Genomic DNA, 16,651 nt, shown 5'->3' with positions numbered 1-16,651 from the left:
CAAACTGGAGTTTGAATAAGTAAAAGCTGATTTGACTTGCGGAAAACACCAAAATGAGAAAGCAAAAGCTTCTTTTGAGTAAGTCAAAGCTTCTTTTGAGAAAGCATTTCAGTATTTTGAGAAAGCAAACGGGCATTTTTGTAAAGCAATTAGGCATTTTGGTAAAGTAATCAGCAAATCTACCTGATAATTCAAAATTACGGCTGTACAAATCAAGCCAACATTTAGAGAAATTTATAACTTTTCCGTATAATTTATCAGCTTAATTAAATATCAGGGATTTATAAAGTATAAAAAGCATGGGTAAAAATTTAACTCGTATAAAGAGGGTTTATTAAAGTCTGCTAGCGCAGACTTAATTTTTATAGCCACAGATTTATTTTCTGAATATAAATACTCAGCATATTTTTTGGAAATTTAAAAAACTTTAACTTTAACTTTAAATTTATAATTTTAAATTTTTGGGGTGCAAATTAAAACAATTGAATTTCTTTATAATTTATTTGAAATTCACCGCAGAGCTTGAATAGTATTATGTTCCGTTAAAATGGCATTACTGCTATAAATACAACAATGTATTTAAATAAAGTCTAATAAATTACTATATATAAATCCGGTAGCATTTACTTAGTAGTAATTTTAGAACCGTGCAAATTCATTCTCACTCAAAATTTAATCATAGCTGCGATCACCGCGAACAGGGTTTACAAAATTTGCTCGATCGCCTTGTTAAAACAATGCAACGTGATGAGTTAGTGCGGCAAACAACTAATCAACTCAGAGAATTACTTCAGGTCGATCGAGTGGTATTGTATTATTTTTACAGTCAGTGGCAAGGACAGGTGACTTTTGAATCTTTGAGTTCTAAAGAATTCTCAATACTGGGTTCCACTGGCCCAGATGATTGTTTTAACAACGAGTATGCTGCTTTATACTTAGCAGGACGGATAAAAGCGATCGCTGATATTGAATTAAAGCCAATCGAGGCTTGTCACCGAGATTTTCTCCGCAGTATGCAGGTTCGTGCCAACTTGGTTGCACCAATTGTCATCCCTAAAGGATTATGGGGATTACTAGTAGCACATCACTGTCAAGGGCCTCATTATTGGTCGCCATCAGATATAGAAATGATCCAAATAGGGGCACAAATAGCAACAGATCGTAATATTCTGGAGAGTTAAGTAACTGTGTATTCAAATCGCCTACAGTTAAGTAGCAGAGATATTTGCTAGCACTGATTTTTCTAATAAGGAGAAAGAACTGTGAAATTTGGTTACACGGTCATCTGGGTAGACGATGTAGTTAAGACGGTTGAGTTTTACGAAAAAGCTTTTGGTTTAGTTCGTCGCACTCTTTTGGAAAAGGGGCAGTCTCTCTGGGCCGAAATCGAAACCGGAAACACAACACTAGCTTTCTCCTCTAGTAACGAAGCACAGAAGTTATTTCCTGGTGGCTGCCATCCCAACCACGCTACACAACCACCGGCTTCAATCCAGATATCATTTATTACTCCTGATGTTGGCAGTGCTTATATGAGAGCGATCGGTGCTGGTGCAAAAACACTAGATGCTCCTAAAACCCAGCCTGGGGGACAAACAATTGCTCGTGTCCGCGATCCCAATGGTGTGCTGGTGTCGTTGGTGAGTGCCTAAGTAGCAAATTGCCTTCTATCGATCTAGATGGCTATGGGCAGCGCGATCGCCTTTTAGCAAGACGCAACCCACAAGGGTAAATTACGATGCTGCGTTTCTTGGCTGATGAAAACTTTAACAATCAGGTTATTCGTGGCGTTCTGCGTCGTAACTGTAATATTGATATTGTCCGTGTTCAGGATGTTGGATTGACTGAAGCAGACGATCCAACTGTATTAGAATGGGCAGTGCAAAACAGGCGTGTAGTCCTAACTCATGGTGTCGCGACGATGATAACTTTTGCTTATGAACGATTACAAGCAGGCTTGGCAATGCCTGGTTTATTTGAGATCGGTCGTCGTGTTTGGGTTGGTTTAGCGATCGCAGAAATTTTATTGCTAGATGAATGTAGCTTAGAAGGAGAATAGGAAGGATAAGTCCGGTTCTTGCCTTTGCGTTAACGATTGGAGGCGATTAATTTGACTGACGTTGGCGTAGCCTGTCGTCGTTGATAAGCATTTGTTTTTTGTAGTCCCCAATCTAAAATTTGAAATTTTATGGATTCCAATGCTTTGCTGTGTGCAGCGATCGCCAATCACATTACCACCAATCCTCAAAAACGAATTACTTTTGCCCAATTCATGGATATGGCATTATACCACCCTGAATACGGCTACTATTCCAGCGATGCAGTCAAAATAGGCTTTAAAGATAGTGATTTTTTTACCTCTCCCAATCTCTGTTCTGACTTTGGCGAGTTACTCGCAGAACAATTTTTGCAAATGTGGGAGATTTTAGGAAAACCTGTACCCTTTTCTCTGGTAGAAATGGGAGCAGGTCAAGGATTGCTTGCATTGCATATCCTTAAATATCATCAGCTACACTACCCAGATTTTTTTACCGCCCTAGAGTACATAATTGTTGAAAAGTCTCCAACTTTAAGACAAGAACAGCAGCAACGCTTGCAAGATTTCCCTGTGCGTTGGTGTAATTTAGAGGAGATACCACCAAATGCGATCGCTGGTTGCTTTTTCTCTAACGAGTTAGTAGATGCTTTCCCCGTGCATCAATTCATCCTAGAAACAGGCGAACTCCGAGAAATTTATGTAACTACAGATAAGAATGAGAAAGAAACCAATGCCCCATGCCCCATGCCCCATGCCCCATACCCATCATTTATAGAAGTCACAGGGGAACCTTCAACGCCCCAACTAGCTGAATATTTAAACTTAGTGGAAATGAACTTTACCCAAAGTGCATATCCCGATGGCTACCGTAGTGAAATTAATTTAGCGGCTGGTGACTGGTTGAGTATAGTAGCAGACCGCTTGCAGCGCGGCTATGTGTTAACAATTGATTATGGCTACCCCGCCAGCCGTTACTACAATCCCAGGCGATCGCAAGGAACGTTACAGTGCTATTATCACCACCGCTTCCATGACAACCCTTATATTAATATTGGGCGACAAGATATAACTGCCCACGTTGACTTTACAGCTTTGGAACGCTGGGGCCAGAAGTGTAATTTAAAGAAAGTTGGTTTTATTCAGCAGGGATTATTTTTGATGGCATTGGGGTTAGGCGATCGGATTGCAGCCCTTTCCCAGCAAAAGCAACCTCTTTCGCAGCTACTACAGCATCGGGATGCACTACACCAACTTATAGACCCCACAGGACTCGGCGGTTTTGGAGTTTTAATTCAGAGCAAAGGTCTGGACAATACAGAAATTTCTCAACCATTAAAAGGATTGATTCTGCCAGAGTAAGTGTAAATTTGAAAAGTTAAGACTCTATTTAAGAATGCAGTATCAGTCTTATTTAGACTAGCATAACAGTGATTACTGTAAAGTTAAACACACTACCAAAGTAATAATTATGTCCACTCATGACCTGTTAATGCTAGTAACACTACTTACCCCTGGTATATTACTGTCAGTGATAATTATGTTAACTTTTGCTGCCGGTGGTTGATTGCCAGAGTCAGGAAGTAAGAAAACTGGGATTTAGGATTGTATTTTAAATTTCAAATAACTACTTCCCAACTAAATTTGAATCAAACAATGCGATGTTCACGATGGGCTATAACGCTCAATGACTCGCTCTAAGCGTTGGCGCAGCCTCTTTAAGAGTTGCTATGCCAAAAGCTTTACGCAACGCTTACGGTGACGCTGTACTAAAGGAACGTAAAAAATGAAGGTGGCATTTCTGGGAACTGGACTGATGGGACTACCAATGGCTCAAAGGTTATTAGCCGCAGATATACAGCTAGTTGCCTACAATCGTACCCCAGAAAAATTAGCATCACTACAAGCAGCTGGGGCTGAAATTGCTACACATCCCCGCCATGCCATTCGTGCTGCTGAGTGCGTAATTCTTATGCTGACTAATGCTCCAGCTATTTACAATGTGTTGCTTTCAGATACTGCTTGGCAAACTCTGGAAGGGCGCACGATTATCCAAATGGGAACAATTACGCCCACAGAAAGCCAGGAAATTAGAGATGCAGTTGTTGGGGGTGGTGGTGAGTACTTAGAAGCGCCCGTATTAGGGAGTATCCCAGAAGCAAAAGCTGGCAAGTTGAGTGTTATGGTAGGGGCCGAGCCAGAACAATACGAACGCCACTTGAAGTTACTCCAAAATTTTGGGACAGAACCTTTACTTATCGGGCCAGTGGGATCTGCGGCGGCGCTTAAATTGGCACTAAATCAATTAATAGCTTCTCTAACAACTAGCTTTGCTTTGAGTCTAGCTTTTGTCCAGCGTCAAGGTGTCGATGTAGATGTGTTTATGCAAATCTTGCGCGACAGTCCCCTCTACGCAGCTACCTTTGACAAAAAGCTACAACGGATGTTAGATGGCAATTATGCCGATCCCAATTTTCCCACAAAACACTTGCTTAAAGATACGGAATTATTTATCTCGGAAGCGAAATCTCGGAGTTTGGATCTCAGCAGTATTAAAGGAGTGCGGCAAATCTTGCAAACAGCTGTAAAAATGTCATTTGCTGATGATGATTACTCATCACTATTTTCAGTCATTAAAGAATGGGGAGAAGCGATCGGGGAATAAAGAATTTAAGCTTCATGTCACGCCTGAAAGCAGGGGAAACTAGGCGTTAACAGCCACGTATAAAGGGTTTTTACTCAAGCTTGAAGCATTAATTTTTGCATTTACTGTTCAATAAGCATTTATTGAATGAGCAAATTATGATACTCTAAACCGATTCAGTAATTGTCTTTTTGATTAAGTCGAAGTTAGGGTTGTGCGTAGTGCAACCCCAACTTGTGGTGCGCGTAGGCGTAGCCCGCACTTCTCTGCGAGACGCTGCGCGAACGACAAAGCTCAGTGACCACCGCAGGCATCGCATGAATCGACAGATGCAAAAAACTTACAATTTGATAACCCGCAACTTGGATTAATAGACGATCACTGACCATTAATAGTAGTTGAGCGAGGAAATGGTAGAGATTCAGGCGCAGACGAAGGCTGAGGTTCAGGTTGAGGATTGAGAAAATCCTGCCAAGTCTTAATTTGCTCTTGCGCTGCACTATAAGCAGCACTACCGCGTGGAATCGATTTGGCAATGTCAATGCCTCTAGCAATATCAGACTGACCTTGAGTGCGTGCTATTTCTAACAATTGCTGACTCCATTGGTCAATAGCCTGATTTGCATCCATACGTAAGATGCTATTGTTTGAAACTCGATCCGCCAGTCGTATTGCCTCAACCAAGGCTTCTGGAGTACCAGCGGCTCCCACTTCTTGGGCTTTTCTCCAGTTTTCTCTAGTGCGAATTTGCCCTTCCCAGTCATCGATCGCAGCTTGTGCTTCTTGTGAAAGCGCCCTTCCCGATGAAGCTATTTGTTGAGCTGTGCTAATGGCGGCGGTGAGATTGCCACTCTGGGCCAGTTCTTGTGCTCGATCTAAGTAAGGCTGATCTTGAATTCGCTCAATCTTTCCTGCCCAAGTACGAATTTTTTTGCGTGCTTCTGGATATAATGCACGACCTCGACGAATTTCGCTGGCCTGGGCGATCGCAGCTTGCAAGGAGTTAATATCCTCGAATATTGCAATCTGTTCGGCGCGGTCTAAGTAAGGTTGGTCTTCAATTGTCTCCACTTGGGCATTCCAGCGACCTATTTCTTGTCTAGCTTCTGCGCCTCTAGGGTTACTAGCAGGAATAAGCTGTACTTGGGCGATCGCTGCGTTTAAATTAGGGACTGTTCCCTGGCTAGCCAATATTCTTGCTTTTTCCAAATGGGCAACATCTTCAATTTCCAACTGCCAACGAGCAATTAGTTGCTGTGCTTCGTTATACACTGGTCTGGAAGGATCGATTTGTTGTGCTTGAGCGATCGCTGCCTCTAAACCAGAAACATTACCGAGCCAAGCACTTCTTTTTGCGTCAGCTATGGCAATAAAATCATCAGTTTCGCCTTGTAGTTTCGTACTTTCCGGTATTTGCCTAGCAATATTTAGCGCTTCATCCGCATCCTTTTTATCTAGTTTCGCCTGTGCCAATTCCAGCATTTTGCGTCCAAATGCCGGAACCGCTTCCTGAGCTTTTTGATAAATATAACTTTCTTGCCCAATGGACTCGGCTAACTTGATCGCTTCTAGGATGTTATCAACTACTTTACTGTTTGCTAAACTTTCGGCTTTTCCTAACTTATCGCCATCTTCCCGTGCTGTAGCAATCAGACGATTCAATTGGTCGTATTTAGTACCCGCCCAGTACTGGTTGTCTACGCGCAGCATTTTAGCGGATAACATGAACGCTGATTGCCAGCGCCGTTCCTTTACTTCGGCGATCGCACCATTGTATGTGGCTTCAGCCTTTGACCAAATTGACTGCCATTTGTCAACTTGTTCATCGACTAATTTATAAGCTGCTACATCTTCGGGTATTTTACGAGCAGTCGCGATCGCTTCCTCTAAATTACCAGTTTGGAAACTTTGATCGGCTAGCTTCAAAATATCCCGCGACCATTCTTCGATGAAACGATCGATTTCTCCATGCAACGGGTGATTTTGTGGTAGTTGCTTCACCAGAGCGATCGCTTGTAATAGGTCGTTCACTGTTTGCTTAGAAGCCGCTAACTGAGCGCAATGTAGCCGCACAGAAGCACTAGCTAGCGGCCAGAAAATCGAAGGGCAATTAGGGGCAGATGGCAACTTTAGCAGCATTGCCATTGCCAAGAATCCGACACTGCTGGGAATCAACATTAGTAGTACTAGCCACAATGTCCAGCTTTTCATCCAGCGTGGCCATTTTCCAGAAGTACTATTGAGTTGGGCAGTTTCCTCTGAATTACTATTTATAGGTAATCCTTTCTTATGGTTTTTTTTTCGCCGCTTCACTGACTTGGAGGTAGAACCAGTAGCTGGGACATCAAATGGCTGAGTTTCACCGAATTGTTCTGTTCGGGATAATCTTTTGCTTTGATCTGGCTCTCTTCCACTGGCTGAAGACCAACTGTCTGGAATATCCCGCTCTGTCATCTCTCACACCAAAATAATTGAATAGCGCTCTGTTTTAGGTTGATAATTCCATTGTTGACATAGTAACTTTCTCGTCATTAAAAAGCTACTTTTTTGATTATCTCTCTCCACAGAGTACCATTATCAATCTCAAAAATCAGTGCTATTTTATACTTTATCCTCAAACAGCAGATTCGGCTTGCAAATCGGAAATTAGTTGAGCTAACTGATCGCTACTTGCCTGGTAGACGTTGCCGCAAAAGTCGCAAGTTGCTTCGGCACCATCATCCTTGATAATCATATCTTGCAGTTCAGCTTCTCCCAAAATCTTTAGTGCCCCCAAAACGCGATCGAAAGAGCAACCACAGTGGAAGCGCAACATTTGGCGTTCGGAAAAGATTTCCAACCCCATATCTCCCAATAAGTCATCAAAGATTTCAGGTAACGTCTTGCCAGCTTGCAACAATGGCGTAAATCCTGCTAAACTAGCAACCCGTGATTCCAATGTGTCTACTAAGGCTTCGTCTCTAGCGGCTTTGGGCAATACTTGTATCAGTAATCCTCCAGCAGCAGTTACTCCCGCTGCTCCCACAAAGACACCTAAAACTAAAGCCGAAGGTGTTTGTTCAGAATTCACCAGATAATGAGCTATATCATCACCAATTTCGCCAGAAACTAGTTCTACCGTACTAGAGTAAGGATAACCACGACCGATATCCCGCACAACGTAGAGGTAGCCGCCACCCACAGCACCACCAACATCTAATTTACCTTTAGCATTAGGAGGCAATTCTATAGATGGATTGCCGACATATCCGCGTACTGTACCATCTAAACCTGCGTCTACTAATATGCCACCCAAAGGCCCATCGCCCTTCACCCGAACATTTACCCTCGATCCAGTCCGCTTCATACTAGAGGCCATTAACAAGCCCGCTGTCATAGTCCGACCCAGTGCTGCCGTTGCCACATAAGAAAGCTTGTGGCGCTGCCGTGCTTCTTCTGTTAAACGTGTGGCGATCGCACCTACGGCACGAATTCCACCTTCGGCTGCTGTTGCACGAATTAACTGATCCGCCATGAATAACCTTACATTTCTTAACAAGTTCACTTTTTCTATTCTAAGTTCTCTGCTGCAAGAAAAGTAACGTAGTCGGGTGTTACGCAAATAAACGGCTGTCATTGGTCATTGGTCATTAGTTATTTGCAAAGGACATAGACGCGCTAGCGGCTTCCCGCAGGGTAGGACTGATAACTAATGACAAAAACTATTTGCAATATTAGAAATAGCGATGTCTTATCTTTAGGTAATCCAAGAAAAATGCTGGGTAATTTTCAACAAAGCCAACTACGGATTGAAATTGAAGCATCAACAGATGCAATTCGTGATAGTCTGCTGCATCCCGTGCAACTAAAAAAATGGCTTTTAGGACAACGTTTTGCGCCAGGAATGCCAGAAGAACTACTTCCCGGATTCCAGTTTACAACCTGGACTGGGCCAATCGCGATTCATCATCAAGTAAAGGTTGTCAAATACAATTGCCTTCGCTTACTACTCAGCGGAGGCATTGACGGGTTCCACGAATGGTACTGGGGAGAAGGTTGGGTACAGTCCCGCTTGGAAGGAGTTTCAATTTTGCCCTTGAATTTGGGTCAAACACTCAGCTTGTTGAGCTTGCGTCAGTTTTTAGCAACTCAAGAACGTTGAATTGACTAAATGTAGGGACAAGGGGATTTTCCTTGTCTCTATGTGTTTTATCAACCAGCCTAAAAATCTGTAAGTAGCCTTGCTTTTCTCAAAACAAATGTTAGAACAGTCTCTTCTTGAAAAATAATGTCGATCGCATCCCCAGTCCTCACAACTTGCCCAGTATTTCTTAATTCTAGTTTTAGAATAGTACCAGCTTCCGAGGTACGAATCACACTTTTTTGCAGTTCTGTCAATACTTGTTTTAGGTCTTTTTGAGCGTTGTTGATTGATGAGTAAATCTCAATTTCACGCAGAAGCAGACTCTTTTTTTCTTGGTTCAATCTTGCTAAACTGACTTCTCCTGTAGCACGTTCTTCAGCTATTTTCTCTGTTGCGATTGCTAACACTGCATTACTCGGATTCACTACCGCTAAAGCCCGATTTTTTCGAGCGCTCGCTGCTTCTACAGATCGCTGTTGTCGCTCAATCACTTGTTTTTGGCTTTCTACAGCAGATGTTTGCGACTCCAGGGATTGTTGTTGTTGATCAACCGCTAGTTGGGCTTCTTCTAGTTGATTCAAAGAAATCGAGCCAGATTGGGCTATGTTTTATAGCGATCGCGCTTGACAATAGCTGCTTTTAATGTTGCCTCAGTAGCTTTAGTATTTGCTTGGGCTGATTGTAAATCGGTTTGCGCTTTTTGCAATTCATCTTCGGCAATTTTAATATTAGCTTCAGCTTCTTGAACATCGCTATTAGCGGTGACTTTTCTATCTTGATAGTCGCGTTGGGTGCGATTCATATCTGCTTTGGCTGAAGCAACAGTGCGATCGCTGCGGTCAGTTTCAGCTGCAATTTGCCCATCTAAAGCGCGAATTTGGGCATTGAGTTGAGCCAGTTGCTGTTGGTTTTGTTGAATATTCCCGATGAGTTGGCTTTTTTTAGTTTGGAGTTGAGAAGAGTCAATGTAGGCGATCGCATCTCCTTTTTTCACTACTTGATTCTCTTTCACCAAGATATTTTTAACAGTTCCCTCCATCCTCGCTTGTACTATCCGTATTTCACCGTAGGGTCTGACAGTAGCGGCGGCTTTAACTGTGACGTTGTACTTGGTGAGGGCGGCAAGAATAACAGCTATACCAAAAGTGCTGACTAGAAATAGCCCACCCAGAGTTGTCCAAAGACTAATGGGGGGAAGGAATTCATCGCTTTTAACTGGGCGGAGAAAGTCTGAATTAGGGTCGCTAATCATGAGTGCTTAATATTACTTGTCTTTTATAGTTCCCTGTACCTTAGCAATTCAACCCTAATTCATGAAAACCGCGAATTTAATGAAGATATCGTGGGTTTAAATCATTATTGATTTCAGCGTAACTACTGGTGTATTTTTTTACAATTGCATAAATTGGATATAGGCAAACAAATTGCTGAGGCTAAGTTTAACGATAGTTTGTGAAGAACAATTATTTCCAATTATCCAACAAGGAGTTTTCGAAAATGCAATCTAAGACTAATGAACTACTTTTCACCGAAATCTCTGCTGAAGAAGCTGCTGCTATTAATGGTGGCGGCTGGGTAACTGTAATGAAACTTATCTGGAAAGCTGGTAGATGGGTTTGGACAGCCGTTTCAGTCTGGGAGGCATTTGATAGTGTCAAGAACTTCTTTAATAGAAAGTAAATCCCACCAAAAACTTTAAAGTCTGATGATTACTTAATCAACAATTTATTTTTACTCTAAATCATTCCTAATTACTCAACAAGGAGATTCCAAAATGCAACCTACTACTAATCAAAAACTTTTTACCGAAATCACTGCTGAAGAAGCTGCGAATATAAATGGAGGTAATTTTTTTCAGCCAATGACTAATTGGATTAACGATAGAATTAACGAAACAAATAAAGCAGTACAGACTGTTGTAAATTATTATAGGTTTAGACCCTGGCGTTAAGATGCTTTAGTTAATTTTTTAGGATTCATATAGACTCCTAAAAAATTAAAGTATCACCAAAAAAAAGGAGAAAAAATGCAATTTATTACTAAAAAACAACTTTTCACAGAAATCACTGCTGAAGAGGCAGCAAAAGTTAACGGTGGTGGCTTTTTTACTAACTTTGTTAATTTTTTGAATAAAATATTGAAGGAAAATTATAAACTAAATCCCAATATTTTTCAAAAGTCAAAATATGAATAAATACAGGGCTATTTATATGATTAAAAGTACAAGTCAAATCAACTATCAAAATAAATAGCAATAATTGACTTTTTTGACTCAATTTAAAAAAGGCTCCTGTATTTTTACAGGAGCCTTTTTTAATCTAATTTGTTATTTTTTATATATGTTGATAAAAACTTTTTTTTAAACAACATATATGAAGCTATTTTTTCGTGATATAAGAGTATGTTTAATGAATTATCCAAATGTTTTACAACATAGCGAAGAAGATTGTGGTGCTGCTTGTCTTGCTACTATTGCCAAACATTATAAACGTAATCTCAACATTAATTGTATCCGCGAAGCAGTAGGAACTGGACAACAAGGAACTACATTATTAGGTTTAAGACAAGGAGCAGAAATACTGGGATTAAATGCTCACACAGTTAAAGCATCACCTGAAATACTCAATAGAATGAATGAAGCACCATTACCAGCAATCATTCACTGGATGGGGTATCACTGGGTTGTTTTGTATGGTCAAAAAAGCGGAAAATATGTAATTGCCGATCCAGCCGTAGGCGTTCGTTATCTTTCCAAAAAAGAGTTAGCCGAGGCTTGGACGAACTGGGTAATACTTTTATTAGAGCCTGATGCAACTCGCTTTTTTGTCCAACCTGAAGATAAAATTAGCGGCTTTGGACAATTTATTCAGCGAGTTTTACCTTATAGAGGCATTATTGCTCAAGCCTTGCTTTATGCTTTAGTTTTGGGTTTACTCTCTTTGGCTTCCCCATTTCTTATTCAAATTCTTACTGACGATGTGTTAGTCAGAGGTGATATCAAATTACTAAATGCTGTAGTTATTGCTGTTGTAGTAATGAATATTGTTAGCAGTAGCCTCAGATTAGTGCAATCTAACTTGATTGCTCACTTTGCTCAACGCTTAGAATTAGGTTTAATTCTAGAATTTGGACGACAAATTCTGCACTTACCGCTTTCATATTATGAATCACGCCGTAGTGGTGAGATTGTCAGTAGATTACGAGATATTCAAGAAATTAATCAATTAGTTTCACAAGTAATTAGCTCACTTCCTGCAAGTATATTTATTGCCTTTGTTTCTCTAGGTTTCATGATTTTTTATAGTTGGAAGCTCACCATTATTTCTCTCCTAATACTTCCTCTAATGATGCTATCTACATTAGTTTTTCAGCCCACACTACGACAAAAAACTCGTAATTTGTTCGCATCAGAGGCAGAAAATCAAGGCGTTCTTGTGGAAAGTTTTAAAGGCGCACTCACACTCAAAACTACTACCGCAGCGCCTCAATTCTGGGAAGAATTTCAAAGTCGCTTTGGCACAGTGGCAAATCTCACCTTTCGCACTATGCAAATTGGGATTATTAACAATACTTTCTCTGGTTTAGTTTCCGCTCTTGGTAGTGTCAGCTTGCTTTGGTTTGGCAGCAACTTAGTGATTGCCAATGAAATCAGTATAGGTCAATTATTAGCCTTCAATGGTATGGTTGAGAATGTTCTAAATTTAGTCAGTGAGTTAGTAAGGTTTAATGATGAATTAATCCGAGCTAAGACTGCAACCCAACGCCTCACAGAAGTCATCGATGCTACACCAGAAAATCAAAGAGATACTAAAAAGCCTTTTGCTAAAATTATTGATAATTCCCACATAATTTGTACAAATATAAACTTTCATCACGCAGGTAGAGTTGACCTTTTAGAAGACTTCTCCGTGGCTATTCCTGGTGGTAAAGTTACCGCCCTCATTGGTAAATCCGGCTGTGGTAAAAGTACGCTGTCGAAACTGATTGCTGGCTTATATCCGCCTCAATCTGGTAATATTCGTATTGGCATTTATAATCTACAAGACCTTTCTTTAGATTGTCTCCGTCAACAGGTTATTTTGGTTCCCCAAGAAGCACACTTTTGGAGTCGGTCAATTTTGGAAAACTTCCGTTTAGGTTCGCCTCACGTCACTTTTGAGGAAATTGTTACCGCTTGTCAAATTGCGGGGGCTGATGATTTTATCAGCAAGCTACCCGATAAATATCAAACCGTTTTAGGTGAATTTGGCGCGAATATCTCTGGCGGGCAAAGGCAACGACTGGCGATCGCACGCGCTATAGTAAACAAACCACCAGTTTTGATTTTAGATGAATCAACTGCGGGACTCGACCCTGTGAGTGAAGCAGAGGTTTTAGATAAGCTGCTCTTTTACCGTCAAGGCAAAACCACAATTCTGATCAGCCACCGCCCTAGAGTCATCAATCGGGCTGATTGGATTGTACTGTTAGATCAAGGTAAATTGAAAATACAAGCGTCTCTAAAGAAGTTACGCCACCAACCAGGTGAGCATTTAGATTTTTTAAATCCTTAAATTACTTTTAATCTTCAGCCATCAAAGCGTATATCAGTGCCATCATCATATTTCAGGTATTCTTCAAAGGCTAGTTTTGGGGTGGCTATAATCATGCTTCCCCTTTTAAATTTTTACCTTGGTTTGACGACTAACACTGAACAATTAGCCTCTTCTACAACTTGACTGCTAACAGAACCCTGAACAATTCGTTTCATCCCCATCAAGCCCCGACTGCCAATTACGATCAAGTCAGTTTTATAAATATTGGCAAGACGAATAATTTCTTCAGCGGGATCGCCAGTTACTAACTCTAACTCACTTCTGGCTGATAACTTTTCCTGATATAATTGCAGTTGCTTTTCAATATGAAAATAAGAAAACGTTGGGGACTCTGGCTGAGGGCGATCGGCAGGTAGTTCCATTTCTGACTCTGGGGTGAGAAACACATGACACAGAATAACCTTGGCGTCTTTTGAAAACACCAAACTATCTAAAGCTTGAATTACTCGTTCTGAAATATCCGAACCATCCAGAGCTACCAAAACACTATTTAGCACTGCTCTCGTCTCCTAAAGAGTAGACCCCTTACATACATAAGTATCTAGCAAAATTAGTCGGCAGTGACACTAAACTAATTTTTTATTTGACAACTTAAGTTTAGATATTTGAGGCTACGCCATAGGTCAGCTAGTTTTACGCCACTTTCATCATACGAACGGGTTGTAGCAACTTTTCTGGAGAAGCTTTTCACGAGTTTTTGAGAGAGGAAAACCCTCTCCCAGCAACTACTGTCGGCAATGCCCCACTCGTGCTTAAAAAATAGCTGAAGGTAGGATAGCAAATGGTGTGCTTTAGCGTAGCTTACCGTAGGTATCGTTATCCAAACTTCCAGTTATGATAAAAAATTAAGCATTCCAAATCACTATTCTTGCTGAATTCGGCGTCGGACTGAATCAGCATGAGAAGGTAAACCTTCTGCTGTTGCTAGCACATCTATGGCACCAGCCACATTTTGCAGTGCGGTTTGGGAGTATTGAATAATACTAGAATGTTTAAGGAAAGTTTCAACACCCAATGCCGAAGCAAAGCGGGCAGCACCAGAAGTTGGCAAGGTATGATTAGGACCTGCCAAATAGTCTCCTACAGCTTCTGGTGTTGAGTAACCCAAAAAGATTGCCCCAGCGTGGCGAATCTGTGGTAAAAGTGCCCAAGGGTCTTTGACTTCTAATTCCAGGTGTTCGGGGGCAAATTCATTTGAGAGTTCTGCTGCGGCTTGGAGCGATTCCACAAGGATAATCAAACCGTAGTGAGCGATCGCTTTTTCTGTATCTATTCGCCGTGGATGATCGACTAGCTGTCTTTCCAAAGCTAATTGCACATTTTTCGCCAAAGCCGCATCTGTCGTCAGCAAAATTGCTGCCGCCATTGGATCGTGTTCGGCTTGGGCTAGCAAGTCAGCAGCTACATGCACCGGATTTGCGGTTTCATCGGCAATCACTAGCACTTCGCTAGGGCCTGCTAAAGAATCAATGCCAACGATGCCATAGACAAGTTTTTTCGCTAGGGTGACATAAATGTTACCAGGGCCAGTAATCACATCCACTTTTGGAATTGTTTCTGTACCATAAGCTAAAGCGGCGATCGCTTGTGCGCCCCCAATACGATAAATTTCTTGCACCCCTGCTTCTTGGGCAGCTACCAAGACTGCTGGGTTAATAGCACCCCCTGGCCCTGGTGGTGTTACCATCACCACGTGCGGTACAGCAGCAACATGAGCCGGAATTGCATTCATTAGCACTGTACTGGGATAGGCGGCACGGCCACCAGGCACATACAACCCGGCTCGGTCTACAGGGGTGTAGCGTTTGCCCAGTACTACTTCATCGTCACCAAAGTGTACCCAGCTTTTTGGTACTCGCTGACGATGAAACGCTTCAATTTGGCGGCAAGCTAGCCGAACTGCATTCAACAACTCTTTTGATATCTGTTGATAGGCTGCATCCAATTCCGAGCCTGTAACTCTGAGTTCTTCTGCTTTCAGGGTTTGTTTGTCAAATTCGTCCGTGTAATGCAATACAGCTTTGTCGCCTTGGCGCTTCACTGCTTGCAAAATTTCCCGCACCGTCGCTTCTTTGTGAAGTACCTGTTCGTCATGGGTGCGATCGCAGATCCGTTGTAGTTCTGCTCTAACGTCTGCCTGCTGAGTAATAATTCGCAGCATGGAGTAAGGACAATGCCAAAATTATAATATTGCCACCTGAGATTTAGTATTGCTCTTGACCCACTGGGGTGTGCAAGCTGACTCTAATTCTCTTCTCTAGCTTAACCTGGATTTTTTTGATACTCTCAAGGCTACCAGCGTATAGTTTGCTTGAGAAGGCGACTTAATTGCTCAATCCGACAAGCCTTGACTGGCTAGCGGTAGGAAGCAGGTGTGCCATTTCCCACTCCCGTTACACCATTTCCCTCAATCCTTGGGGATGCAGATGGTATGTTTACACATCCAATCCTCTGAATTTACAGGGCTTATGGTTGGAGTATAATTTTTACTTATTTCCCTAACTTTTACTAATTAATGTGTGTACAGGCACGATATATTGGTTCTATACTTGACAACCCCTGAGATTTAGCTCTTTACAGTTCCTGCCTCTAAATAATACATTTGGTTTACGGACAAATTATATTTATTGGCAATCACATTGCTTAATCAGGTTGTAATCGGTTAGGGTGAAATTTATTTAGATGTATTTTAGTTTAACGCATTTCCTCAATTGACGAAATACTGAATTGGCGAGTATAGACTATAGAACTAATACTAATAATGTAATGACGATCTTCATTCATGCCCACCAATACCTAATTCCATAATTTTTTTAGGAAATTATAATATTGGCAATTTGAATGCTATATTAGTAAGTCTAGTAGTGTGTGTACATAATTAATAATCGTATTTTTGGAATTGACTGTGGCGAATACAAAGTCTGCTCTTAAGCGTGCCCAAATCGCAGAACGTAACCGACTGCGTAATAAATCTTACAAATCAGCAGTCAAGACGCTGATGAAAAAATATCTCAATGCTGTAGCTGCTTATACAGCTAATCCTACCCCAGAATTAAAACAAGAAGCACAGGCTCGGTTATCCGAGGCTTATGGGAAAATTGATAAGGCGATCAAACGAGGTGTTCTTCACCCAAATAATGGGGCAAGGAAAAAATCCAGATTGGCTCACAGACTAAAACCCCTCACACAAACAGCTGAGTAGTCATTGGTAATTTGTCCTTAGTCATTAGTCATTGGTAACAAAACAAACGACA

The 16,651-nt window shown here is 41.4% G+C and carries 17 protein-coding genes; 11 read left to right on the top strand and 6 right to left on the bottom strand.

The annotated features are described in order from the left end of the window. Window positions 1–647 precede the first annotated feature (647 nt). The 5 genes from RMY64_RS25190 to RMY64_RS25170 all read left to right on the top strand — a co-directional run bounded on the left by RMY64_RS25190 (window position 648) and on the right by RMY64_RS25170 (window position 4,700). Window positions 648–1,181, top strand: coding sequence for a GAF domain-containing protein (locus RMY64_RS25190; protein ID WP_322701426.1), 534 nt, complete (start codon window positions 648–650; stop codon window positions 1,179–1,181). An 81-nt stretch (window positions 1,182–1,262) separates the two neighbouring features. Beyond that, window positions 1,263–1,652 carry a VOC family protein gene (locus RMY64_RS25185; protein WP_322674410.1) on the top strand — a complete coding sequence of 130 codons (390 nt, stop codon included), beginning with the start codon at window positions 1,263–1,265 and terminating at the stop codon, window positions 1,650–1,652. Window positions 1,653–1,738: 86 nt separating this feature from the next. Then, complete coding sequence (locus RMY64_RS25180; RefSeq protein ID WP_322701425.1) at window positions 1,739–2,059, top strand: DUF5615 family PIN-like protein; 321 nt, start codon at window positions 1,739–1,741, stop codon at window positions 2,057–2,059. Between the two features lie 129 nt (window positions 2,060–2,188). Continuing rightward, entirely contained in the window at window positions 2,189–3,397 is a 1,209-nt protein-coding gene (locus tag RMY64_RS25175) for a class I SAM-dependent methyltransferase (protein WP_322674412.1), read from the top strand. 424 nt (window positions 3,398–3,821) lie between these two features. Beyond that, window positions 3,822–4,700 carry an NAD(P)-dependent oxidoreductase gene (locus RMY64_RS25170; protein WP_322674413.1) on the top strand — a complete coding sequence of 293 codons (879 nt, stop codon included), beginning with the start codon at window positions 3,822–3,824 and terminating at the stop codon, window positions 4,698–4,700. 357 nt (window positions 4,701–5,057) lie between these two features. On the opposite strand, the gene RMY64_RS25165 is transcribed toward RMY64_RS25170, so the two are convergent. Together RMY64_RS25165 and hslO are read right to left on the bottom strand one after the other, a co-directional pair. Beyond that, complete coding sequence (locus RMY64_RS25165; protein ID WP_322674414.1) at window positions 5,058–7,133, bottom strand: chromosome segregation ATPase; 2,076 nt, start codon at window positions 7,131–7,133, stop codon at window positions 5,058–5,060. Between the two features lie 160 nt (window positions 7,134–7,293). Continuing rightward, the gene (gene hslO / locus RMY64_RS25160; RefSeq protein WP_322674432.1) at window positions 7,294–8,193 is read right to left on the bottom strand and encodes an Hsp33 family molecular chaperone HslO; all 900 of its coding nucleotides are present in this window, start codon (window positions 8,191–8,193) and stop codon (window positions 7,294–7,296) included. A 240-nt stretch (window positions 8,194–8,433) separates the two neighbouring features. On the opposite strand from hslO, the gene RMY64_RS25155 reads away from it, so the two are divergent. Further along, window positions 8,434–8,820, top strand: coding sequence for a hypothetical protein (locus RMY64_RS25155; protein ID WP_322701432.1), 387 nt, complete (start codon window positions 8,434–8,436; stop codon window positions 8,818–8,820). Window positions 8,821–8,879: 59 nt separating this feature from the next. On the opposite strand, the gene RMY64_RS25150 is transcribed toward RMY64_RS25155, so the two are convergent. Together RMY64_RS25150 and RMY64_RS25145 are read right to left on the bottom strand one after the other, a co-directional pair. Then, a complete protein-coding gene (locus RMY64_RS25150; RefSeq protein WP_322674415.1) occupies window positions 8,880–9,383 on the bottom strand; it encodes a hypothetical protein in 504 nt (167 codons plus the stop codon). A gap of 20 nt (window positions 9,384–9,403) precedes the next feature. Then, entirely contained in the window at window positions 9,404–10,054 is a 651-nt protein-coding gene (locus RMY64_RS25145; RefSeq protein WP_322674416.1) for a biotin/lipoyl-binding protein, read from the bottom strand. A 245-nt stretch (window positions 10,055–10,299) separates the two neighbouring features. On the opposite strand from RMY64_RS25145, the gene RMY64_RS25140 reads away from it, so the two are divergent. The 4 genes from RMY64_RS25140 to RMY64_RS25125 all read left to right on the top strand — a co-directional run bounded on the left by RMY64_RS25140 (window position 10,300) and on the right by RMY64_RS25125 (window position 13,355). Beyond that, window positions 10,300–10,482 carry a hypothetical protein gene (locus RMY64_RS25140; protein ID WP_322674417.1) on the top strand — a complete coding sequence of 61 codons (183 nt, stop codon included), beginning with the start codon at window positions 10,300–10,302 and terminating at the stop codon, window positions 10,480–10,482. Between the two features lie 94 nt (window positions 10,483–10,576). Further along, the gene (locus RMY64_RS25135) at window positions 10,577–10,753 is read left to right on the top strand and encodes a hypothetical protein (RefSeq protein WP_322674418.1); all 177 of its coding nucleotides are present in this window, start codon (window positions 10,577–10,579) and stop codon (window positions 10,751–10,753) included. Between the two features lie 75 nt (window positions 10,754–10,828). Continuing rightward, window positions 10,829–10,996: a hypothetical protein gene (locus tag RMY64_RS25130; protein ID WP_322674419.1), complete on the top strand. Its 168-nt coding sequence runs from the start codon at window positions 10,829–10,831 to the stop codon at window positions 10,994–10,996. A 214-nt stretch (window positions 10,997–11,210) separates the two neighbouring features. Continuing rightward, window positions 11,211–13,355 carry a peptidase domain-containing ABC transporter gene (locus RMY64_RS25125; RefSeq protein WP_322701424.1) on the top strand — a complete coding sequence of 715 codons (2,145 nt, stop codon included), beginning with the start codon at window positions 11,211–11,213 and terminating at the stop codon, window positions 13,353–13,355. Between the two features lie 113 nt (window positions 13,356–13,468). On the opposite strand, the gene RMY64_RS25120 is transcribed toward RMY64_RS25125, so the two are convergent. Both RMY64_RS25120 and hisD read right to left on the bottom strand, forming a co-directional pair. Continuing rightward, a complete protein-coding gene (locus RMY64_RS25120) occupies window positions 13,469–13,894 on the bottom strand; it encodes a universal stress protein (RefSeq protein WP_322674420.1) in 426 nt (141 codons plus the stop codon). A 365-nt stretch (window positions 13,895–14,259) separates the two neighbouring features. Then, window positions 14,260–15,558, bottom strand: a complete 1,299-nt coding sequence (hisD, locus tag RMY64_RS25115) for a histidinol dehydrogenase (RefSeq protein ID WP_322674421.1) — start codon at window positions 15,556–15,558, stop codon at window positions 14,260–14,262. Window positions 15,559–16,302: 744 nt separating this feature from the next. Between hisD and rpsT the strand changes: the two genes are divergently transcribed. Then, window positions 16,303–16,599 (top strand): 30S ribosomal protein S20, encoded by a 297-nt coding sequence (rpsT, locus tag RMY64_RS25110; RefSeq protein WP_322666272.1) that lies wholly within the window; start codon window positions 16,303–16,305, stop codon window positions 16,597–16,599. Window positions 16,600–16,651: the final 52 nt, after the last annotated feature.

Origin of the sequence: Nostoc sp. DedQUE08 (assembly GCF_034530895.1) — a bacterium.
Taxonomy (GTDB): domain Bacteria; phylum Cyanobacteriota; class Cyanobacteriia; order Cyanobacteriales; family Nostocaceae; genus Nostoc.
The sequence above is the reverse complement of the archived record's forward strand: the minus strand, read 5'-3'. Positions and strand labels throughout refer to the sequence as shown.